The sequence below is a fragment of the Pyxidicoccus sp. M6 genome (assembly GCF_055568925.1).
The window spans coordinates 5,182,111-5,203,663 of sequence record NZ_CM145714.1; the positions used below are offsets into that span (position 1 = coordinate 5,182,111).

Here is a 21,553-nt window from a genome sequence, read left to right on the forward strand (position 1 = left end):
TGGCCGTTCCCCCGACCAAGCACCGTCAGGGGGACGGTTTCGGAAGCAGCGGTAGCCGCCCCTCGACGAGCGCCGCGAGCTTCCCGAGGGACATCCGCCAGCCAGTCTCATTGTCGGCGGGTGACAGCGCTGGCGGCAGGTTGTCGTGTACGGCGAGGACCTCGGTGCCGCCATCCACGTCGGCGAGCGTGAAGGTAATCGTCATCTCGCCGAGCATCCCGGGATGGGTCGTCTCGAACTCGACCACCTGGACCACCTGCTCGTCCGGCACGAGCTTCACGAAGCGGCCGTGGTACGTGTCCGTGTGCGCGGTCGTCTTCCCGGTCCCCGTCGGCGCGTCATACGTAAGCGAAATCCGGAACGCGCCACCTTCACGAGGCTCGAAGGTGTGCACGTGGCTGGTCATGTCGTCCGGCACCATCCACGTCGCAACGGCGCGTGCATCCAGGAGCGCGCGATAGACGCTCGCGCGGGGCGCATTCATGCGGAGACTGATGCGGGTCGAGGCCATGCACGAACATTAAGGACAAAATGGCCCTCGGGTCATGAGAACCCGACAAGGACAACCGAAGAGCTGTGTTCCGCTGGGCTCCCTCCATGGCACCGTGCATGAGGGGCCCGTATCTCATTTGTTGCCGTTGGCGACAGGCAGAGCCCGGTAGTCGGGCTTGTTGTCCATGGGCGAGGGGCTGATGCAGTCAAGCGGCTGCGCTGTCTCCAGGTTCCAGCTGCAGGCCCGGGCGCTGCTGACGGCAATCAGTTCCTCGGCGCCGGTGACAAACTTGAGGGCCAGGATGGGTTCCGAGTGCTGGCGAGGCATGAGTGTGGGGGGAGAATTGGCTGCATGAGACAGATTCCACATGGCCACCATGCCGGTATTCAAGCCGGCGGCAAGGCGTGTTCCATCTGGGCTGAAGGAGATGGCAATGACCTGCTCCGAGGGTGACGTGGCGGGACTCCGCAGCGTCCATAGCACCTTCAGGGTGGAGGGCTCCCAAAGCCAGAGATCACCCAGGCCGCTTGCCGTGACGCAAAACCGCCCGTCGGGACTGAAGGCAGCTGCCGTCAGCTCCCTCGCGTTGAGCAGTTCCTTCGGTGGCTTCACCATGCTGAAGCTCCTCAGGTCCTGGAGTGTCACCTCACCGTGGTCCATTCGGAGCACGAAGCGCTTGTCTGGGCTCACGACAGACGCGACTCCCCGGGCGCCTCCTTCTGATGAGAGCTTATCCACCAGGGCCGAGAAGGAATCCGTGGACAGCTTCAGACTGCGAGCGCGCTCTTCCTTGAGCCGCTCGGTCACGGCCACGAGAACCGTCAGCTCCTCCTGCTTCTTCGTGAGCTCATCCTCCTGCCGGATGGAGAGCCGCTGATACGTCAACCCTGCACCGATGAGGCTCGTGGCGAGGCCTATCGCGGTTGCCATCACATTGAAGCGCTTCGCTCTCCTCTCCGTTCTTTGGCGGGACTCCTCCGCCATCAGATCCTGCTTGGGCAGGTGATACAGCGCTGCCGCCACGGTCGCGACGGCTTCCTGGAACTGCGGATTGCCGAGCGACAGCTCCGAGCGGCCGGCGGCATGCCGTACGTCGCACCAGATTGGCTCCTCGCGAAACAACCCCTGGAGCAATGAGGGCAGCGCCGTGGTGGCCCGGAAGTCGAAGTCCCGCGCGGCCTTGTCCCAAACGATGTCTCCCTCCACCAGCACGATGAGAATCCGGCTGGCGCCATTCCTTCCAATCCAGGCGTTCAACTCCCACTGGACCCACTGGGAGCGGGCCGAATCAGGCGAGGCGAGCAGAAGGAAGTACTCCGAGCTGCCGAGAGCCTGACCCAACATCGATGTGGTCTGCTCGTTGGCGATGTTCATTACCGCCGAATCAAAGATCCGTATCATCCGCGCCTGGGCGCGAGGCCGGATGAACTGCTCCAAGCCTTGTCGCAGAGCCCTCGCGGCCTCGTGATTCTGACGGGCGTAGCAGAGGAAGGTGTCGTAGCGCTCCCGGGTTACGAGAAGCGGTGCTGGCTTTCGGACCTCGTCGAGGAAGGCCCGCTCAGCGGGGTTGAGCTGCTGTTCCAGCCGGTGCTTCCAGCGCTCCGCGTCTGCTGCCAAGGGCAGGTCCCGGGGAAGCTGCTCAGGACTGCGCCCGCCGCGCTCCCATGCCTGTACATGGCCGCGCAGTCGTTGGCGCCACAGCAGGAACTCGCGGTCCTCGTCCAGCCAGCTCCGAAGCCTTCCCCAGCGCAACAGAGCCACGTCGGCAAGCTGCACCTGCTCCTCGCCCGGAGCAGTACCGGCCTCGATGATGACCAGCCGCTTGCTGGCGAGCTCCCGTGCCAGCCGCTGCCCGGTCGCGTCGGCCTCGCGAAGAGGAATGCGGGCCCGCGTGTCCTCGCCGCCCTCATCCTTGGAGGCGAGCCGGACCAGGCGTGTGAAGAGCTGGCGAGCCGACGCCTGCTCCAGGACGCCAAGGCCCGCGAAGGTGTCCTCCGCCCTCCGGAGCAGCGTGTCCTCGGCGCTCCCCGCGCGCTCATGCAGGGCGTTCGTGCCTCCCTCGTAGAGGGAGAGGATGCGCTGGCGCTGCTCCTCCGGAACCAGGATTCGGGTAAGCGGAACGTCGGGCGCCAGCAGCCGGGTCAGGCTCTCCCAGACCTCGGTGTGCGAAATCTTCAGTCGGTGCCGGTCTCCGAAGGGCGCGAGCAGTTCCTCGTAACCGTAGTAGGCCACGTAGGGAACGGCCACGTCCCGCCAGTAGGCCTCCTGCTGGTCCGAGGGAAGCCTCGAAAGGAAGGGGTTGAAGCGCCGCTGGGCGAGCCCCCAGCGCTGCTCCAGCTTGTCCTTCTCCGAGCCGTCGATGCGCGTGGGGACGGGGAAGATGTCCAACGGGCGCCGGCCGCGCTGATCCTGCACGGAGGCTGCCACCGCGGCGGCGCCGTCGATGCCCTGGTTGTTGAGCGTGAAGCAGACGACGAGGGCATCCGGGAGCTGCACGGTGCAGATGCCCGAGGTGTCGCTGACGCCCGTGCGGCTGTCGATGAGCACGTAGTCATATTCCGCGCGCATCTGCTCCCGCAGGGCCTCGATGAACGCTCCTCCGGCGAGCCGCTCGTAGAAGCTCTTCCAGTCGAAGGCGTTGACACGCGTGGAATACGTTGCGCTCTGCCGCCCGGCGGGGATGAAGTCCAGGGTGCCGGGTTTGGGGAATTCCCACTGCAGAGAGCTGGCGTAGCGGAGGATGTTGGCCTGCTCGCGAATCCACTTCAGGTCGGGCGAGCTGTCGCCAAGCGAGGCCGCCTCCGTGGCGTAGTCGAAGACGAGGTCGATGACGCCTTCAGATTGGCCCAGGTCCTTGTCTACCAGGAATGGGTGGAAGTATCGGTGGAGCCCCGGTGCCTCCAGGTCCCAGTCCACGGCGAGCACTCGCTTGCCACTGCTGGCCAGCACCCAGGCCACGTTGGCCATGGCCATGGAGCGCCCGGTGCCGCCCTTGTATGAGTAGAAGGTGATGATACGCCCTGGAGGCACTGCCGAGGTCATGGGGTGCCTCCGACAGGTCCCTGGAGCACGGGCTTCGCCGGGCTGCCGGGAATGCTCAGCGCCTTGGCGTACTCGAATGCGCGAGAGCGCAGACGCGTCAACGTCACGCTCAGGGATTTCTCCAGCTCAGGCAGGGACCGGACCCCGTCAACGAAGTAGTCACTGGTGTGGCCCTTGAAGAAAAAGGTCCCCCGGACCGTAGTGCGCAACGTCTCGAGTTTCTCCCGGGTGTCCTCGTCATCAAGGTTCCATGGGATGACGAGGGCGGTGTTCCAGAAGTTCTGCTTGTCGAAGTCCCGCATCCATTGGCGGTACCGCTCCAACTGCAGGGTCCACGAGTCCACGATGAGCACGACGAGCCGCGACTGCTTCTGCGCTTCCTCGATGTGGACCATCAGGTTCTGGTCCAGGGGCAGGGCGTCGTACTGGAGCCCCTCGGAGGAGGCAGCGTTCTGTGCGAGCAACCCCACTGGCGTGGGGGCGGGTGGGCGGTACGGCATCCACTCCCGGCCCCCACTCTCGCCGTAGCACTCGACCTGGCTCCGGCCCGCCTGCGGCATCTCCTCGGGCCGTCCGGCAATGAAGAAGAACTGCACGTTGCGGGGACCGCTCTGGGGCGCTTGAGCTGGCTGGTCCACCTCGAAGGCGTTGCGCAACAGGTCCAGGCGCGGAAGATGGGGCAGTTCGGCGGCGGGGGTCTTCGCCGCTTCGATGAGCTTGTCCGAAAAACGGATGAGGAAATCTTGATAGTCGTCCTTGTGACGGCCGAGCTGCATCAGATACCGCAGACCATGTCTGGCATAGGTCTCTCCGAAGTCTTGGTGGGCGTACTGGATGCCCTCGGCCACCGCCGGTAGCGGGGTTGACGGCTTCAGCGGAATCCAAAGGACGGGCACGATGAGCGGGGGCCGGCGGGTGCCAGGGGACGCGGTCCTCAGCGTGGCGTCGATGCGCGACGCGAACAGCTGCCATTCCTTCCCGCACCAGGGGCGCGAGAAGTAGTGCGGGGAATAGATGGCCACGAACGTGCGCGCCGTGCGCAGCGCCTCGCCCAGTTCATGGCGCCACTCGGTTCCCGGCTCGATGCCGGCCTCATCGAGGAACCCGGTCTTCTCCTGGTCGAGCCCGGCTCGGGCATGGATGGTGGTGGAGAGATCCTGGAAGAAATTCAGCAGGTAGGCGTCCTTGTTGGCCCGCGCATAGCTGAAGAAGAAGAAGGGACCGCTCCTCGCGGGCGTTGGCTGGCCGATGGGTATGGAGCCCGTCATTGGTCGCCCCCTGTCGACGCATGGTGGAACGGCGGTGTCCCATGTCGTGGCATGGCAACCGCCGAGGCCCTGAAAGATAGCCGAGGCACACAGAGGAAATGAGTGGGTGGGATGCCACCCAGGTCGTCCTCATCCAGTCCAGCCCGAAGAAGGATTGGGTGGGTCGAACGCAGTCACCTGGTTGGTCATGCCCTGGGCTCGATGACGGTGGGAAGGGGCCGCACGGAGCGACGTCTCGCTCAGGGAGGCGATGTCACGGGCCTGCTGCCGGACGGAGAGCGCAAGGGTATCGGGCCCATGGCGGCAGAGCGTCGGCGGGTGACAGTGCTCGCGGAAGGTCATCGTGTACGGCGAGGACCTCGGGGCTCCCGTCCACCTCGATGAGCGTGAAGGTAATCGTCATCTCGCCGCGCATCGCGGGGGCCTCTGTTTCGAACTCAACAACCTGGACCACCTGCTCGTCCGGCACGAGCTTCACGAAGCGGCCGTGGTACGTGTCCGTCTGAGCGGTTGTCTTTCCAGTTCCCGTCGGCGCGTCGTACGTGAGCGAAATCCGGAACGTGCCACCTTCGCGCGGCTCGAAGGCATGCACGTGGCTGGTCATGTCGTCCGGCACCATCCACGTCGCGACGGCGCGAGCATCCAGGAGCGCGCGATAGACGCGTGCGCGGGGTGCAGCCACCCGGCGGCTGATGTGGGTCGAGCTCATGCCCGAAGAAAATGAGGGTGGGCGGAAGCCCGTCGGGAGTGACTGGAGCAGGAGCGCGAAAATCTTATGCATGGCTCGCCGGCTCACGGGCGCTAGCCAGCTGTGGCATCCCTGGCCGAGTGTGAAAAGTTCAGCTAGCACCCGGGAGGCAATGTCCGAGACCTCCTCCATCCTCCCGAGGCAGTTGCAGTCCCCGCTCCCGGCGCGTCTGCGGGATGCCGCCAACCTGCTGGCCTCGCTCACGCCCGGGGTCCTCTTCGGCGTGGCCCTGGCGTTGCTCTCCCGTCAGCCAGGCTTCGACTGGCTCATCGAGCCCTCCCGGCACCCCTGGGAGCTGTGGGTGATAGCACTGATGGGCACGGTGGCGACGGCGGCGGGCGTGGCGGACTGGCGCTACCACCGCACGGCGGGCATCCGCGTGGGGCCCAACGAGCACCGGGCGGAGCTGCTCGCGCTGGCGGGCGGTGGACTGCCCCTGTTCCTCCTGATGTGCGCCGCCTCGGTGGCTCGGCGCCCGCAGGTGTTCCTGTTGCCCGTCCTCGTGGTGCTGCTGTGGACGGTGGTCCTCATCTGCTACGACGAGTTCGTCTTTCATCGGCGGCGCTGTGACAGACACGAGGCCCTGCTGCACCGCACGCTGCTGGCGGGGCATGCCACCGCCTTCCTCGCCTGGGCGCACTTCTGCTTCGTCCGCGAGGGCTTCCATGGCTGAGGCCCTTGCCACCTTCCTGCCCGCCTCGCTGCGGCGGGGCGCGGCGCTACTGGAGCGCGCGGCGCGGCTATATGACGCTCCCGGCTCGCCCCTGCCCCGGGAGGCCATGGGTGCATGGCGCGGAGGCTTCCATGGGGGCGCGGCGTGGATGGCCGGGGCAATGGCACTGGTGCGGGGCCGGCCCGTGCGCGCCCCGCCGCGCGGCGCCTGGACGTGGGGCCTGGAGAAGTACGCCGCCGCGCTCCTGACGGCCCTGGTGACCTGGGCCCTGGCGGTGGGCATGGGGTTGCCGCACGCCGTGGGACTGGTGCTCGCGGTGCCCGCCTTCTATGCCGTGGAGGTGCAGGGGCTGTTCCTCTTCCCCATGGCCATCGACGGCGCCTCGCAGCCATGGCGGACAGCGCGCGCGATGCTGCGGGACGCGGGAGGCACGCTGAGCGCCATGTGCACGGTGGGGGTGCTGGCCGCGGTGATGCTGTTGGGCGGGCTGGCCGGGCGTGGGCAGGTGCGCTGCTGGTGCCTGGGGTGCCTGGCGGTGGTGCTCTGGTACGAGGACCTGCGGGCATGAGTCTCGCGGGGCTCCTGGCGCTCGCGTTGGACGCCGTGCGCGTCCACGCGGTGGGGCGCGAGCAGGGCCTGTGGGTGAAGCGCCGCCGCGTCGGCATGGGGGTGGTGATTGCCGCTGGCAATGTCTTCCTGCGCCAGTCGCGCAGCCGCATCCGCATGTTCGTTTCACGCGCGCGCTGGCGGGACTGGGAGCTGGCGTCCTTCCGCCTCCTGCATCCGGGCCACGTCGCCGAGCCCCGAGGGAAGGCTGCCGTCGCGCTCGAGGCACTGCCCGGGGAAGGGCTGGACCGGCTCGCTGCGCGGGGAGGGCTCACCCTCGAGGTGGCCGAAGCCGCGGCCCGCGAGCTGCGTCGGGCCCATGCGCTGGTGCATCCCGGCACCGCGGAGCCGTGGTCGCACGGGGACGCGCACCTGAAGAACGTCCTCTATGACGCGGCCGGCGGGCGCGCCTGGCTCATCGACTTCGAGACGCGGCACGAAGCGGGCATGACTCCCGAGGCGCGCCACGCGGATGACCTGCTCGTCTTCCTGCTGGACCTGGCGGGTCGCGTACCCGAGGCCGAGGAGCTCTCGCGGGCGTTTCTTCGCGCGTATGCCCACGAGGATGTGCTGCGCGCCCTGCTCGCCCGGCTACGGCCACCCCGGGGGATGGAGCGGGTGCTGTGGCTGAGCCGCTCCGGGCACCTGCCCCAGGCGCGGCTCATGCGCTGGCTGGAGCAACTCCGCGAGGAATTGCTCCGCCTGACGCGGCCTCTGGCGTAGCTCAGGCGCGGTCCTGGAAGAAAGTGAACTCTGACACCAGACCTGAGTACCTGCTCCTCCGCCTACTCAGGGCCGTCAAAAAACTCCCGGCACTCCTTGTCGGTGGGTCTGACGACGGGGAAGTCCTTCACGTCCCGGGAGTGCACGAAGGAGCCGTCGATTGAGTCCCACGCGGAGTACGTCAGGCCCGACACGCGCTTGTCGCCGCTTGGGGCCGTGTACTTCAGGAATGCTCCGCTCCATCGCTTCAGGAGAATGGCGCCATCGCCCGCGCGCTGGACCCCCATCACTCCGAAGTCATCATCGTCCTGGCCGCCCTGGATGTGGACGTGGGCGCTGCTCCCGCTCACATCCAGGCGGATCTGCACCACGCTCGAGTCACAGTGCTCGACGATGGCCAGTCCCCCGAGGTGCCGGTCCAACCGGGTCCACTCACCCGTGAGCGGACCCAGCAGTCGCAACTCCTCCTCGGACAGGACCCCTTCGAGCCGCTTCGAGAAGCCAGGCAGCGCCACGTCCGAGGGCTTCTCAGGCGCCAATGCCAGCACCATCGCATCCGAGGGCACATAGCGGTTGGCCGTGAAGACCTGCACATCGAGGTCCTTCGCATCACCCTCGAACGTTCCGGCGCGAACCCAGAAGTGCGGTGACTCGGTCTGCGGGATGGGCTTCTCCAGCATGACACTCACGAACAGGCGCCGGGGTGTCTGCTCCTGGCGTGCGATGTCGAGGCGGTCCCACGCAACGATGCTGACCCCGTCCTTCAACACGCTCATCAGGCAGCGCTCCACCGGGGTCTCCTCGCCCTCGCAGGAGGCCCGGGCGTGGAGCACGGGGAGGGGAGCGTCCTGCTTCGCGAGGAGGTGTTCGACGGAGCTCCGCTCCTGCTCGACAAAGAGGCTCCAGAAAAGCTTCCGGGCGCCAGCGTGAGCGGGCTCCAGCGTCACCGCTCTCTGGGCCGCGTCGAACCGCTGCTTCAAGGGACGCTTCGAATCCCCGGCGGCGGCCAGGAGTGCCTCGACGGTGGGCTTCTCGGACGAGAGGAGGTCGGCCATGGCCCACCCCTGAACGTCACCGCAGCGGATGCGCCACCAGCCGGAGGCGGCCTTCTCCTCGACGGCACACTCGGTGGCGATGGGGACCTGCTTGACGGCCTTGGCGGTGGGGGATGCGGCCTCGCGCAGGTCGACCAGGGTGCCGGAGATGAAGGCGCGCTCGCCGGGGGCGACCTGCGTTTCGGCGACAGCCTCGGGCGGACCGGCCTGGGGGCCCTTGCCGGTGCTGACGAACGCCACCGCTCCCAGGATGAGTCCCAGCGCGCCCACTCCGGCCGCGAGCCCGATGGCCGTGCGATTCTTCTGTGACTTGCCCATGAGATGTCAGGCTATCACGTCCGGGTGCCTGACCTTGCCATGGTCCCCTCCACCTGTACTGGTCGGCGCGGCCCGCCGGAGTGGAGGACTCTGACGAAGCCCCTGTCACGGTGCGCGGGTCGAGGCCAGGCCCGAACACGACTCGCGCTCAACCCTCACGCGAGCGCATCAGCGCCGCGAGTGCATGGTTTCCTGGTAGGGGGCTGCGCTCCAGGCCGTGGATGACGCCCTGCCGGTCCTGGGCGCCCTTGTTCTGGCTGAGCTTGACCTGGCCCTCCACCCGCGAGACGACCACCTCGAAGGCGATGACGTCCGCCAGGAGCCGGCGCACGTAGTCCCCGGAGTGCTCGAGCCGCCAGGGCACGGGGTTTCCGGCCTCATGCAGGGCTGCGGTGTCACGCAGGATGCGCAGCAGGGCCTCTGGCTCCTGGATGACGCGGGGGCGGCCGTAGGCATGCACGGTGACGAAGTTCCACGTGGGCACCTGGGGCGTCGTCGCGTACCAGGTGGGAGACACATACCCATGCGGCCCCTGGAAGATGACGAGCGCCTCGCGCTCCTCCGTGAAGCCGCGCCACTGCGGGTTGAGCCGGGCCATGTGCGCGAGGAGGTGGAAGTGGCCCTGCGCGTTCCGCTCGACGAGGAACGGCAGGTGCGTGGCGAAGGGGCCTCCGTCGTCGCTCGCCGTCACCAGCGTGGCGAAGGGGTATTGCTTCATGAGCCCGAGAAGGCGCTCCGGGTCCTGCTCCTCGAAGGGGCTGGGGATGTACATGGTCGTGGGTCGCGTCTCGGCGGACGCGAGTCATCTACGGGCCGGGTCATGCGGGCGGAGGGTGGAGACGGTGACCTCCACCGAGATGCCCGCGTAGAGGGGGAGGTCCGGAGGCAGCTCTCTCCAGGCGATGCGGACCGGCACCCGCTGGACGATCTTCACGAAGTTGCCCGAGGCGTTGTCCTGCGGAAGCAGCGAGAAGCGGGCGCCCGTGCCCCCGGCGATGCTCTCCACGACTCCCTTCAGCTCGACACCGGGGTAGGCATCCACCGAGATGGACACCTGCTGCCCGGGGCGCATGTCTCCAACCTGTGTCTCCTTGAAGTTGGCGATGACATGCGTCTGTCGCGACACGAGCTTCGCAACCGGTTGTCCCGCGGACAGCAACTGGCCCACGTTCACGGACAGCTTGGACACCTGGCCGCTCATGGGCGCGCGGATTTGCGTGTACTCCAGCAGCAGCCGGGCCTCCTCGAGCTCGGCCTCGGCGGCCCTGGCTCGAGCACGTGCGAGCAGGGCGTCAGCGCGCGCCACTGCAATCTTCGCGTCCACCGGCGCGCTCTGGTCGAGCTGTCCCCGTGCCTCGGCCACCTTGCTCAACGCGGCCTGTCGGGCCTGTTCGACGGCGGCGAGCTGGGCCTGCGCACCGGCCAGCGCCGCCTGAGAGCTCTCACTGGCGGCCTCCGCGGTCTCGAAGGAAGCCTGGGCGACGACACCACCCGCGAGCAGCACCCGCACGCGCTCGAAGTCCAACCTCGTGCGGTTCGCCTCCGCGTCCGCCCGCCTGAGCGCCGCGCGGGCGACCTGTATCTGGGACTCCGCGGTGCTCGCAGCTGCAAGACTGGATGAGAGCATGGCCACTGCGGTGGAATGGCCTCCTCGCGCCCCCGCCTCTGTTACGACGGCTCGCGCTTCGGCCGAGGCCTCCTCGGCCCGTGCCGCCTCCAGCTCCGCCTCCGCCTGCTTGACGCGAATCTCGAACTCGCGCGGGTCGAGCTCGACGAGCACCTCTCCCTCCTGGACGAAGGCGTTGTCCGCCACGGGCACCCTCAGCACCCGCCCGTTGAGACGTGAGCTGAGTGGCACGACATCCGTCTCCACCTGGGCGTTGTCCGTGGTCTCCTGGTGGCGCGTCAGCAGGGCGTGCCCACCCACGCCGACGACCACTGCCACGGCGAACGCGCCGAGCCTCAGCGTGTCGCGCCAGCCCCTGCTGACCGGCGCCGGCGACTCGGCGCCCGGTGTCTCCTCACGCTTCAACCCGTGGAGCCTCACGCTCATGGCCTCAGGCCTCCTCGAGGTGGAGCGGGGCTGGCGGCTGACTGCTCCGCGCCGAGCGGAGGACGAGCAACAGCGGCACCGTGAGCACGAACAGCAGCGCCGACAGATGGAAGAGTTGGTCGAAGGCGATGACCATCGCCTGGCGAAGCACGGTCTGCCCGAGCAACTGCCGGCTCGCCTCCTGGATGCCGCCGGGCTCCAGGCCGCCCGCCATCAGCCCGCGTTCCAGTTGGGCCAACCGCTCCAGGACCTCGGTCCGCTCGACGTTGAGTCCCGTGATGATGGCTTGCCGGGCCTGTTCCGCGTGACGCGGCAGCAGGAGCGTGAAGCCAGCGAGGGCCAGCGAGCTGCCCACGTGGCGGATCATCAGGTTGACGCCCGCGGCGTCCGCCATGCGCTGGGTCGGCACGTGGGTGAAGATGACGGTGTTGAGCGGTACGAAGATGAAGCTCGCCCCCAGCCCCTGCAGCATGAGGGGGAAGAGCATGTCGCTCGTGCTGGTGTCGACGGAGACGCCGCTCACGGCATAGACGCCGAGCCCGTTGATGAGCAGGCCCACCGCGACGAGCGCACGTGTCGGCAGCCGACCATAGAAGCGCCCGACGAGGGGCATCATGAACATCATGACCAGCGTGCGGGGGATGATGGCGCTTCCGGCCTGCGTGGCCGTGAAGCCGAGCACCTCCTGCATGAAGATGGGCAGCAGGAACATGTTCGCGGTGACGACGGAATACACGAGCACGCCAATGAGGGCGCCGGAGCAGAACACCGGCTCCTGGAAGACGCGGAGGTCCACGACGGGAGCGCGCGCGTGAAGCTCGCGCACGACGAAGGCCAGCAGACACATCAGCGCTGCCCCAGCCAGGACGGCAATCCGGCCCGAGTCGAACCAGTCCAGGCGCTGCCCCTCTTCCAGCACGTACTGGAGCAGGGCGAGGCCCAGGCTCAACAACGCAAGCCCGCCCCAGTCCAGCTGTCGCGGCTGGAGCATCGCCGACAGCGGAGGCGTGGCCCGCGAGTCCTCCGGCTCATCGACGATGAACCACACCATGAGAAACCCAATCACCCCGATGGGGAGGTTGATGAAGAAGATCCACGACCAGGAGAAGTGGTCGACGATGTAGCCGCCCAACACCGGACCGATGGTGGGCCCGGCGACGATGACCGTGGTGAAGATGGCCATGGCCATGCCCTGCTCATGTGCCGGGAACGTCCTTCGGAGGATGGCCTGCTCAGTGGGGGTGAGCGCTCCCGCTCCAATTCCTTGCAGCGCGCGGAAGAAGACGAGCGAGGGCAGGCTCCAGCTCAGCCCGCAGAGGACCGAGCTGACGATGAAGAGCGCCAGGCACGCGAGGTAGGCGCGCTTCTGGCCAAAGAGTCGGCCGATGAAGCCCGTGAGCGGGAGGACCACCGCGGTGGCGACGATGAAGCTCGTGCTGGCCCAGGTGCTCTCCTGCACGGTGGCGCCGAGGGAGCCGCGAATCTGTGGGAGGGCCACCGTGATGATGGATGCATCCAGCGCGCCCATCAGCGTTCCGGAAGACACCGCCACCGTCACCAGCCATTTGTTGGCCGGAGGCCTGCGCGAGTCGATGGACATGGGCCTGGCCTCGAGCGGCTACCGCTCGTCCATGATTCGGCGGAGCTTCCCCGTTCGCGGATTGACCGAGAGCTGTGCGGGCAAGACCCAGTCGACGCGGGTCGGGTGGATCTTCCCCGCGTTCTCCCAGTCATGGAGCATGGGCCGCTGCGCATGAAGCGCCGCGAGGAGCGTCTGGGAGGCCGAGCCTGGCAGGGCGGCCGGCTCCTGGACCGCCACCACCAGTGAGAGCCTGTCCTTGCGCTGCTCGTGAGCAATCCGGAGCTGATAGCTCACGATGCCGAGCTGCTTCTGGAAGGGTGCCAGGATGGGCCTGACATCATCGTAGTAGAGGGTGATGGCCCCCACGCGCGCGCCCTCCTCGGCCCTCCCGAGGAGGCGGAACTTCCTGTCGGGGCCCGACCCCCGGGCGTCGACCCACTCGGCCCTGTCACCCGACGGATAGCGGATGATGGGCATCAGCGCGCGGATGAGGTTTGTCACGACGAGGCGGCCCGCGCGACCGGTGCCGGTGATGGGCTCACCCGTCTCATCGTCGAGGATTTCCACGATGCTCTCGGCGCCGAACGCCCGGTGCTCGTCGGGGGCACAGGTGCCATCCGAGTAGCCGATGAAGCCCGCGTCCACGCTCGCGCAGCCGATGGACTGCACCTGGATGCCCGGGAATATCTCTTCGAGGCGCGCCCGCTGGTCCGGATAGAAGGACTCACCGCCGAAGAGCGCCTTGCGGAGCCGCGGCTTGCCGAACTTCGCTGGATGCGCGGCAACGTGCTCCGCGAAGGCCATGAGCGACGTGGGGACTCCGGCGAGGGTTTCGATGTCGAAGTCGAGGACGGTCTTCACCATCGCGTCGAGCGAGGCGGCGCCTCCGATGGGGAACTGGAGGACCGGGACGGGAGACAGCTCCAGGGACCGATGGATGAAGAGGAAGGAGGCGTAGAGCTCGCCCGCGAAGAAGATGTTGCCGATGCGCTCGCCGGAGCGCAGCCCGCTGGCGACCATGCCCCTGGCGAAGGCCCGGCAGAAGTCGTCCCATTCCTCGCGCAGGTAGAAGGAGAACTTCGGGTTCCCCGTCGTGCCGCCGCTCTTGTAGATGACGCCATCACTGACGGGGCCCGTCAGCAGACGGTTCTCCCGCGCCGAGTTGGCCTCCCAGAATGCCTGCTGCGGGACCACGGGGAGCGCCTCGATGCGCGCCTCGTCCTCGGGCAGCGCCGAGTAGAGCTGCCGGTAGAAGCCCGAGTTCTTGCGCACGAAGCGGAGCAGCTCATCCAGCCGGTGGACAGGCATCTCAAGCGGCTCCCAGCAGGGCCATTCCGTGGTCATTCAGAAGCGCAGGCGCGGCCGGTGGGTGGGGGAGGGCAGTCAACGAAGGCTCCTGGCGGGAGGAACGGACGAGAGGCTCCTCCACCTGGCCTCGGCGGCTCTATCCGGATGTTGCCCTGGAGGCCTGGCGCCTCAAGGTGATGCGCTCGCGTGCAAGAACTGGATAGAGCCCGTCAGACACCGCATGCAATGGACCTCCCCTGGCAGCAACGGCAACCCACAGGTTGTCTCACGCAAGGGGAGAGCACCGAGAATGGCAAACTATGCGCAGGGCGTAGAAGACTACAAGCGAGCGTGTCAGCGCGCATGTGACGGCGTCGACTCGGCCGAGTTCTACAAGTATGCCTTTTCGCAGCAGCGCCAGTGGTACCTGAACCTCTTCAGGGCGTTTCCGATACCGAAGCCCGCCAACATCGTCGTCCGCGATGATTCCGTGGTCATGCCCACGCATGAGATTCCGCTGAGAATCTATCGGTCCAAGACGGCCGGAGCCCATGAGCCGTGCATCCTGTATGCCCATGGCGGCGGCTTCGTGAACGGCGCGCTCGAGGCCTCCGACAGCATCGCGGCGGACCTGGCGGACCGCCTGGGCCTCACCGTCATCACCCTGCACTATCGGCTGGCGCCGGAGTCCCGCCATCCCGCCGCGCTCGAAGACTGCTACCAGGTGCTGGTGACCGTCACGGAGCGGGCCGCGGCCTACGGCATCGACCCGGCGAAGCTGGTGTTCGCGGGCGAGAGCTGCGGAGGGAGCTTCGCGGCGGGAGTCTCGCTGCTCGCGCGCGACAGGGGAGGGCCACGCCTGTTCGGGCACGTGCCCATCAACCCCGTCTTCAACCTCCATCGCTGGGCGCGCCGCGAGGTGAAGGAATGCTCGGAGGAGTTCCAGGTCGAGATGCACCACTACACGAGCAACTACCTGGGCTCCAACATGGAGCTGCTCCCGGAGTACGCCTCGCCCCTGCTGGCGAAGGACCTGTCGGGGCTGCCGCCCGCGTTCATCTGGGCGGTGGAGGCGGACCCCCTCAGCAAGGAGGCCAGGGCCTACGCGGAGCGACTCCAGGCCGCGGGAGTGCCCGCCCGGCTCCACATCCACGAAGGCGTGGTCCACGGCTGCCTGCGGGCTCGCGGGCACTACTCCTTCGCCGCCGAGGCATTCGACACGCTGTGTGATGGCTTCAGGGAGCTGCTCGGCCGCAAGGGCTCCTGAGCGCTCGTGGTGAATGCTGGCTGGCGCGCGGCAGGAGCGCGCCAGCCAGGGACGGTCCGCCTCGCACCGCTACCGCGCGGAAGGCACCGCGAGCAGGACGCGCCGCTGGGCGCGGACCGGTACGTCTCCGGCGCCCGGGAGGACCACGACGGCGCTGTCCCGCCTGACAATCATGGGCATCGCATTCCGGCGCAGGTGGCGGAGCGTGATGCGCTGGCAGTGCCAGGGGCACTGGACCACCTCGGCCGCCACGTCCAGCTGCCCCAGGTGGAGCGGGCCTCCTCGATGCGGACATTCATCCCGCACCAGCAGGGGCGGTGTTCCCTCGGTCGACAGCAGGAAGTAGCGGTTTCCACCCGCCTCCATGTAATTCACAGAGCGAGGGTCGAAGCCGAAGACAGGCATTTCTTGTGATCTCCAATGGAGTGGATGGTGTACGTGCACTGCTCGGAGTCGATGATGGCGCCGTGAAGGCGGTTGCGCCGGATGACGATGCCCTCTCCGGCGTTGAGCACGGTGTGGCGCTCATGCCCCGTGACGAAGTGCATCACCCCGGAGTCGATGTGACACAGCTCGTCTCCATCATGGACGTGCGTTACTGAGAGCTCGCCCCGGGGCTCGATGAACTGCTGCCGCGAGGGCTGGAGCTCGCCGCTCCGAATCTTCGCGTGGATGGCCGGATGCAGCCCCTTGAGTGTCTGTCCGTCATCCGACCAGCTCACCTGGTCGCAGAAGTCCTGCTCCGCGAGCTGTCCGAGCAGCGACGCCTCTTCGAAGCCGCGGAGGATTTCCGGGATGATGACCTCACCGTGGGTGGCCACCGCCGGCGCGATGAGCTTCTCGTACACCATGCGGCTGTGGTGGTGGTCGATGTGCACATGCTCGGTGAAGTACCTGACGTCCACGTCCTTGCCGAAGACCGCGCGCATCATCTCGGCCATCCGGGCGCAGGAATGGATGAACGCCGTCTCCGCCTGGTAGATGGCGCCGAGATAGCGGAAGAACTTCGTGTGGTCCTTCCCGAGCCAGTTGTAATAGTTGTTCAAGAGCAGCGATGACGTCAGGTAGAACTGCCAATAGGCGTGTGGCGTCTGGGAAAGCTCGCAGGCCGACAGCACATTGCGGAACAAGGTGCTGTGCTTCGTCTCGTGCACGCCATAGCCAAACTCGTCGATGACAATCTTGAAGAGCTCGGACTGGAGCGGGCCAAAGTGGCCGAGGACGTTCCTCCCCATGGCCGACGCCTCGAGCAGGAAGTCCCCCGCGAGCTGGATGAGGAAGGTCCGCGCGGCGTGCTCGCGGTTCGACGAGGCCAGGATGGCCTCCATCGACTTGTTCGACGTCGAGCGGTGCAGCGAGTCGGCCCAGTCATGGAAGTACGCCTGGAGGGAGGCGGCGGTCCACTGGCCGGTGACCGAGATTTCCTTGTCGAGGAACGAGAAGAGGTAGCGCTCCAGCCAGGGCCGCACCACGGCGCTCAGGGCGACGGAGCGGCCGGAGTAGAACTCCTTGAAGTCCGCCTGCTTCGCCTCGAAGTCGCCGTCCGGCAGCAGGAGGAAGTCCTGCTCGTAGATGGTGAGGAGCGTCCGGTTGGCGCTCAGGCTGTTGTAGGTGAGGAGGTCTTCCCGGCGCAGCGGCTTGGAGTAATCCAGGTGCTTGAAGACATGCGGACGCAGCGTTCGCCGGTAGGGATTGTCGTGGCTGAGCCACTCCTCCGTGTCCGTGAACAGCTCGCTCTCCCCATACTGGATGAGGCAGCGCTTGAAGAAGTCGTAGTCCTCCAGGTCGATGGCGGGCGGGATGGACTTGACGGGCGGGTGTTTCACGTGGGGTTCCTTTCGGGCCTGACGCGCGGGACGGGCCTCCCGTGGGTGCCGGGAGGACTCAAGGGGTGAGGGCAAAGCGGATGCTGGTCAGGCTCTGGGTGACCTCGGCGCGCAGCGGCCGGCCGCCCTCGACCCGCAGGGGGGTCTCGAAGCACTGGACGGCCTGCATCCAGTGACTCGCGGGGTTGTCGGGTGAGTTGGACAGGAGGATTCCCCCGCCGAGGTCCAGCTCGAACCAGAAGAGGACGCCGTGGACGACTCCACTGCGCGAGGGGGTGACGGAGACGTGGACGGTCCGGGGCTCCAGCGAGTCGTGCGCGAAGTCGAAGGCCAGGGCCTGGACACTCGGGCTCAGCAGGGCGTGGCTCCACGTCGAGATGCGGACCGGGAAGTACTCCTGGGTCGAGAAGCGGTTGAACAAGCTGACGTCGAACCCGGCGGCTTCCTTCGTGAAGTTGATGCGATGGATGGCGCTGCTCTCCAGCAGGGAGAAGAAGACGCGAGCCCTGGCTGGGATGATTCGCGCCCCCTCCTTGAGGAGCTCCTCGCGAGCGTGGCGGATGATGGGGAGGATTCCTTCTCCCACGAGGCCACAGTCGACGGTCTCCGTCACGAGCAGGTCGGCCCGGGAGGGCAGGTCCTGTCCGAGCGTGAGCACGGAGGACAGCTTCGGGATGATGGAGATGCGATTCGAGAGGCCATTGGCCTCGATGATTCGCCGGGCGATGTGGGCGACGGGCTCGACGACCTCGCAGGAGACGACGGCCCGGGCGCCGGCCCGCACGGCCATCATCGCCAGCACGCCGGAGCCTGCTCCCACGTCCAGGACCAGGTCGTCTGGCCGTACCGATGCCTGCAACGCGGAGGCGAACGCCTGATTGCGCTCCGTGTCGTTGAGCATGGCGAAATGCCAGCGGGGGATGAGCTTCCGGTAGATGCGGTTGATGGTGTTGCCTGGGAGTCCGTCGGGGACATGACATGCCAGGGCCGCCTCGAACGATTCGATGGACTCGTGCGGGGGCCCGGCGCTCGCGAGGCGGACGGCATCATCGAGGACGTCGGTCATCGTGGCTGGCTCCGGGAGTGGACTGGGGAGGTGTTGCGGAACTGCGGCTCGGCGCAGGCGGGGTGCGAAAGGGGTTCCGTCAGGTGCTCGTTGCCCGACCAGGACTGCCCGGGCACCGCGGCCGGGCCGCGCGAGAGTGGGCCCGCGTCGCGCGGAGAGCCCCGCGCCCGCGAGATGTGTCGCAGCGCCTTGCGCACCTTCTGCTGGAAGGCCGTGCCACGGAGCGAGTGGGGAAGGTGGGGGCTGTTCTCAGGGCTGCCGAGCAGGTCGATGATTCGGGGCAGCACCGTCGCGAGCTCCGGCTGGAAGCCGACGAGCTTCGCGCCAGCGAAGCGAGACATCAGCCGGGCCATCAGCTCCGAGGAAGAGTCCCCGAGCTCAATCATGCAGGTGCCCTTCTCGGTCATGGCCACGAGGAGCTTGCCGAGCGGCGACTCGACGATGGTGTGACAGATGTGCAGGCCGCTCCCACCCGACTTGAACCGGGCGGGTGTCATCCCGAGCTCCCTGTCCGTTTTTTCATACAGCCGGCTCGTGGAGCTGAAGCCGGCGTCGTAGAGGGCATCGATGATGGGGGTGCCGCGCTCGAGCAATGTCTCCAGCCGCCTGAACTGACACGCGGCCGAGTATTCCTTGGGAGTGATACCTACGTATCGCTTGAACAGCCTGTGGAAGTAGAAGCGGCTGAGCCCGACGCTGCGGGCGATACGTTCGAGCGACAGGGGGACATCCGCCTCCTCCAGGAGCTTGCAGGCCCGTTGGATCAGCAAGAGGTGTTGTCTTTGGAGTGACTCCGCGTCTGGCTTGCAGCGGCGGCAGGCGCGGAAGCCGGCCGCCATGGCCGCCTCGCTCGTCGGGAAGAACCTCACTCGGCTCCGAACCGGGCGGCGAGCCGAGCAGGTGGGGCGGCAGAAGAGGCTGCTCGGTTGTATCGCGTAGACAAATATGCTTTCGGAACGGGCGTCCCGCGTCACCACTGCTTTCCAGCGTTCATTGTCTGTTGAAAAGAGAGGAGGCTCTGAAGACGACACGAACGGCTCCAGGAGTGGAAACGTTCGCCAGACTCCCTTAGCGGCTCGCGACGGCTCTATCCGGATGTTGCCCTCGTATCCGGATTTCCGGGGATGAGTAGCGGGCTACCCATGCCCGCGATTCGGCTGGAGGGTGGTCAACTCGCTGATGACGTCGACGGGGCGAGCAGGAGACGGGCGCTATCGGCGCAATCCCTATCTCGATGAATATCCGAGCCGAGTCAGGGCTGGGAGGCGGTTGCAGGTCGAGCGTCCGACCCTGACGCATCGTTACAAACCGTCGGGCCGTAACGAGAGCCAGTTTCGATAATGCTCCCGGGAACGACCTCGCTCGGAGGGGGAGCGGAAGAAGAGGTCCGCGCCTCCGTCGTACGGCGCATACACCTGACCGCTGGTGCATGAGACGAGGAGGAGGCGGGCCTCGTCATTGGCGACGGCCCGGAGCAACGCGTCAAGTGTGCCCCTGTGCCACGTGAGTTCTGTCGCGTACAGCCAGACATCGATGGTGGGGTCGGTGTCGTCTCGCAATGCCGCCGCGCCCGGCCAGGTATCGTCGACCTTGCCCAATCGCTGAAGCGGAAACGCCGTGATGGCTTCAGGCTCGCTCAACCCCGTGCGGTCAGGCCTCTCGGGCATGGGTCTGGCCCGGTCCGCGAAGCGGGGACTCACCATGATGCACGGGCTTCCGTCGCCCAGCACGGCCGTGGCCACCGCGTTGTGGCGCGCGAGCAGTTCAGTCCACTCCTCGTGTGTCTCCGGGTATCGCTTCGACCCGGGGAGGCTGTGGATGCGGAGCCATGCCTCCGGATGAAGCTTGCGCATCACATATCCGACGGGAGGTGCGTTGCCGTACCAGCCTCGCCACCGTGCTTTGAATGCCTCTGCGTCCATGGATTACAAGCCAGCCCACGCTCACGGCGGCGGAGGCGCGAGCGCCCGGAAGCCCTCCGCGATGGCAATGCCGATATTGGTCAGCAAATCCTGACGCGCGTTGACGACATACAGGTGCGGAGTGAGCGCCCACACCTCACGCAGGACGCGCCGGGGCGGGGGAGGCGGCTGGGTGCTCAGCTCGGCCTGGAGCAGTGGCAGCACCTTGTCGGACAGCCGCAGCGCCGTGTCCATGACGAAGATGGCCAGGTGCGGCCGCAGCGCTCGCACGCGCCGGAAGAACGCGCCCACCTCGTCCGGCGCGAGGTGCTTGGGCGGCGAGGACTTCATCTCCAGATACAGCAGTCGGCCCTCCGCGGCGGCCACCACGTCCAGGTCGCCACCCACCTCGGGCGCGTGGAACTTCACCCCGGCCGCCACGTCGAAGCCGAGCCGCCCGCGCAGCTCTCGCGCCACGTACCACTCCAGCGTGCCGCCGAAGCTCGCGGCGGGATACAGCAACTGGTACCGCCCCGCGGCCTCCCGCGCCGCGAGCCCCAGTGTCACCAGGTCCTCGGCGAACGTGGCCGCCTGTGACTCCTCCAGGTACTTCGTCGCCTCGGCGGGGAGGAAGGGTCCGCGCCTCAGGATGGCGCCACGCAGGAAGAGGCGGAACGCATAGTGCCCGAGCCGCTCCACCAGCCGCTCCATGCGCTCGGGCTCGAGAGCCTCGGGGAAGGGCAGGTCCAGCGGGGCCACCGAGGGCTGGAACCCCCGGCGCACCAACATGGCGAGCGCTTCGCTCCCTGGCGCCAGCAACTGCCGGGGAGGGGGCGGTGCTTCGGCCGCGCTCAGCTCCAGGTCACGGGCCGTGGGAAGGTCCTTCATTCCGCAACTCTAGCCCGTCCCCCACACGAGCGCAGGTCCGGGGCACTGGACGCCGCCGCCTCCGTCATCAGTCGGCGCAGCCACGGGTGTCCAGCCATGCTCCGGTCCAACTCGAATGACCTGTGCGCTCAGTGGACGTAGACGGGGCAGTAGCGCAGCAGCTCCTGTATTGGAGGCCGGCAGAGCTGCACGCCGCGCCAGGTCTCGATGAAGCTTTTCTCTCGCGCCTGGATGTAGCAGCCGGCCGGGTCGTCCTCGGGCGTGGCGTACTGGCAGAGCTGGAGCACCTGCCCCTCCGTCAGCGAGCCCTCGTCCTGCAGCCGCAGGTAGCACCTCGCGGGGGCCGTCGAGCGGGCACCCTGGCAGAGCTGGGTGGCCAGGTACTCGTCCGTGAACCCCTTCTGCATGATGAGCTGGTAGCAGGTGAGCTGCGGCGCCTGCTCGCCTTCTTCCTCCTGGGCTCGCTGGGGGCTGCCCTCGACGGCGGGCCCGAGCAGGGCGGCGAGCAGCGCCGCGGTACGGAAGAGCGGGGACGTGCCGCTGCCTGGCTTCATGCGAGCCTCCTCCAGGGAATCTAGGTGTCGGCCCGCCGACGGACCGGTGCACCGGCGAAGGCACGGCCCCGTGGGAGGAGACCGGCACGGGGCACGGCCGGTCGCCTCCCCCGATTCAATACCGCCTGGTTCCGCTCCGGGACGTGGCTCGGGTCATCTTTCGTGTCACGCGACTCAGTCGCACCTCGATAACAAATGTTCCC

General features: G+C 67.4%; 20 protein-coding genes and 1 pseudogene. 4 read left to right on the forward strand and 17 right to left on the reverse strand.

Annotated elements, in window-relative coordinates; all coding sequences use genetic code 11:
• Positions 1-25: 25 nt before the first annotated feature.
• The 4 genes from ACVTJA_RS20670 to ACVTJA_RS20685 form a co-directional block, all read right to left on the reverse strand.
• Positions 26-484 carry an SRPBCC family protein gene (locus tag ACVTJA_RS20670; RefSeq protein WP_465838523.1) on the reverse strand — a complete coding sequence of 153 codons (459 nt, stop codon included), beginning with the start codon at positions 482-484 and terminating at the stop codon, positions 26-28.
• Positions 485-625: 141 nt separating this feature from the next.
• Complete coding sequence (locus ACVTJA_RS20675; RefSeq protein WP_465838524.1) at positions 626-3,535, reverse strand: KGGVGR-motif variant AAA ATPase; 2,910 nt, start codon at positions 3,533-3,535, stop codon at positions 626-628.
• Complete coding sequence (locus ACVTJA_RS20680; RefSeq protein ID WP_465838525.1) at positions 3,532-4,803, reverse strand: TIR-like protein FxsC; 1,272 nt, start codon at positions 4,801-4,803, stop codon at positions 3,532-3,534. The genes ACVTJA_RS20675 and ACVTJA_RS20680 overlap by 4 nt, the downstream gene beginning before the upstream one ends.
• 253 nt (positions 4,804-5,056) lie before the next feature.
• Positions 5,057-5,512 (reverse strand): SRPBCC domain-containing protein, encoded by a 456-nt coding sequence (locus ACVTJA_RS20685; RefSeq protein WP_465838526.1) that lies wholly within the window; start codon positions 5,510-5,512, stop codon positions 5,057-5,059.
• A gap of 151 nt (positions 5,513-5,663) precedes the next feature.
• Here ACVTJA_RS20685 and ACVTJA_RS20690 point away from each other — a divergent pair, with 151 nt between their 5' ends.
• From ACVTJA_RS20690 to ACVTJA_RS20700, 3 genes are read left to right on the forward strand one after another with little or no spacing between them, the layout of a single operon-like run.
• On the forward strand, positions 5,664-6,224 hold the full coding sequence (locus ACVTJA_RS20690) for a hypothetical protein (protein WP_465838527.1): 561 nt from the start codon (positions 5,664-5,666) through the stop codon (positions 6,222-6,224).
• On the forward strand, positions 6,217-6,792 hold the full coding sequence (locus tag ACVTJA_RS20695; protein ID WP_465838528.1) for a hypothetical protein: 576 nt from the start codon (positions 6,217-6,219) through the stop codon (positions 6,790-6,792). The genes ACVTJA_RS20690 and ACVTJA_RS20695 overlap by 8 nt, the downstream gene beginning before the upstream one ends.
• Positions 6,789-7,553 carry a BUD32 family EKC/KEOPS complex subunit gene (locus tag ACVTJA_RS20700; RefSeq protein WP_465838529.1) on the forward strand — a complete coding sequence of 255 codons (765 nt, stop codon included), beginning with the start codon at positions 6,789-6,791 and terminating at the stop codon, positions 7,551-7,553. Before ACVTJA_RS20695 ends, ACVTJA_RS20700 begins: the two co-directional genes overlap by 4 nt.
• Before the next feature lie 62 nt (positions 7,554-7,615).
• Here ACVTJA_RS20700 and ACVTJA_RS20705 read toward each other — a convergent pair whose 3' ends face one another.
• The 5 genes from ACVTJA_RS20705 to ACVTJA_RS20725 form a co-directional block, all read right to left on the reverse strand.
• Positions 7,616-8,926, reverse strand: coding sequence for an SH3 domain-containing protein (locus ACVTJA_RS20705; RefSeq protein WP_465838530.1), 1,311 nt, complete (start codon positions 8,924-8,926; stop codon positions 7,616-7,618).
• A gap of 148 nt (positions 8,927-9,074) precedes the next feature.
• A complete protein-coding gene (locus tag ACVTJA_RS20710; RefSeq protein WP_465838531.1) occupies positions 9,075-9,698 on the reverse strand; it encodes an FMN-binding negative transcriptional regulator in 624 nt (207 codons plus the stop codon).
• Between the two features lie 30 nt (positions 9,699-9,728).
• Positions 9,729-10,979 carry an HlyD family secretion protein gene (locus ACVTJA_RS20715; RefSeq protein WP_465838532.1) on the reverse strand — a complete coding sequence of 417 codons (1,251 nt, stop codon included), beginning with the start codon at positions 10,977-10,979 and terminating at the stop codon, positions 9,729-9,731.
• A 4-nt stretch (positions 10,980-10,983) separates the two neighbouring features.
• Complete coding sequence (locus tag ACVTJA_RS20720) at positions 10,984-12,579, reverse strand: DHA2 family efflux MFS transporter permease subunit (RefSeq protein ID WP_465838534.1); 1,596 nt, start codon at positions 12,577-12,579, stop codon at positions 10,984-10,986.
• Between the two features lie 18 nt (positions 12,580-12,597).
• Complete coding sequence (locus ACVTJA_RS20725; RefSeq protein ID WP_465838535.1) at positions 12,598-13,869, reverse strand: phenylacetate--CoA ligase family protein; 1,272 nt, start codon at positions 13,867-13,869, stop codon at positions 12,598-12,600.
• Positions 13,870-14,158: 289 nt separating this feature from the next.
• Between ACVTJA_RS20725 and ACVTJA_RS20730 the strand changes: the two genes are divergently transcribed.
• The gene (locus tag ACVTJA_RS20730; protein WP_465838537.1) at positions 14,159-15,115 is read left to right on the forward strand and encodes an alpha/beta hydrolase; all 957 of its coding nucleotides are present in this window, start codon (positions 14,159-14,161) and stop codon (positions 15,113-15,115) included.
• A gap of 69 nt (positions 15,116-15,184) precedes the next feature.
• On the opposite strand, the gene ACVTJA_RS20735 is transcribed toward ACVTJA_RS20730, so the two are convergent.
• The 8 genes and pseudogenes from ACVTJA_RS20735 to ACVTJA_RS20770 all read right to left on the reverse strand — a co-directional run bounded on the left by ACVTJA_RS20735 (position 15,185) and on the right by ACVTJA_RS20770 (position 21,350).
• Positions 15,185-15,520 carry a Rieske 2Fe-2S domain-containing protein gene (locus ACVTJA_RS20735; protein WP_465838538.1) on the reverse strand — a complete coding sequence of 112 codons (336 nt, stop codon included), beginning with the start codon at positions 15,518-15,520 and terminating at the stop codon, positions 15,185-15,187.
• On the reverse strand, positions 15,487-16,941 hold the full coding sequence (locus ACVTJA_RS20740; protein ID WP_465838540.1) for an iron-containing redox enzyme family protein: 1,455 nt from the start codon (positions 16,939-16,941) through the stop codon (positions 15,487-15,489). Before ACVTJA_RS20740 ends, ACVTJA_RS20735 begins: the two co-directional genes overlap by 34 nt.
• A gap of 58 nt (positions 16,942-16,999) precedes the next feature.
• Complete coding sequence (locus tag ACVTJA_RS20745) at positions 17,000-18,007, reverse strand: 50S ribosomal protein L11 methyltransferase (protein ID WP_465838541.1); 1,008 nt, start codon at positions 18,005-18,007, stop codon at positions 17,000-17,002.
• Positions 18,004-18,777, reverse strand: a complete 774-nt coding sequence (locus tag ACVTJA_RS20750) for an AraC family transcriptional regulator (RefSeq protein WP_465840469.1) — start codon at positions 18,775-18,777, stop codon at positions 18,004-18,006. The genes ACVTJA_RS20745 and ACVTJA_RS20750 overlap by 4 nt, the downstream gene beginning before the upstream one ends.
• Before the next feature lie 87 nt (positions 18,778-18,864).
• Positions 18,865-19,038, reverse strand: a pseudogene (locus ACVTJA_RS20755) (Ada metal-binding domain-containing protein); the annotation flags it as partial.
• Positions 19,039-19,308: 270 nt separating this feature from the next.
• Positions 19,309-19,860 (reverse strand): DUF3885 domain-containing protein, encoded by a 552-nt coding sequence (locus ACVTJA_RS20760; RefSeq protein ID WP_465838542.1) that lies wholly within the window; start codon positions 19,858-19,860, stop codon positions 19,309-19,311.
• A gap of 90 nt (positions 19,861-19,950) precedes the next feature.
• On the reverse strand, positions 19,951-20,796 hold the full coding sequence (locus tag ACVTJA_RS20765; protein ID WP_465838544.1) for a hypothetical protein: 846 nt from the start codon (positions 20,794-20,796) through the stop codon (positions 19,951-19,953).
• Positions 20,797-20,924: 128 nt separating this feature from the next.
• Entirely contained in the window at positions 20,925-21,350 is a 426-nt protein-coding gene (locus ACVTJA_RS20770; protein WP_465838545.1) for a hypothetical protein, read from the reverse strand.
• Between the last annotated feature and the right edge of the window lie 203 nt (positions 21,351-21,553).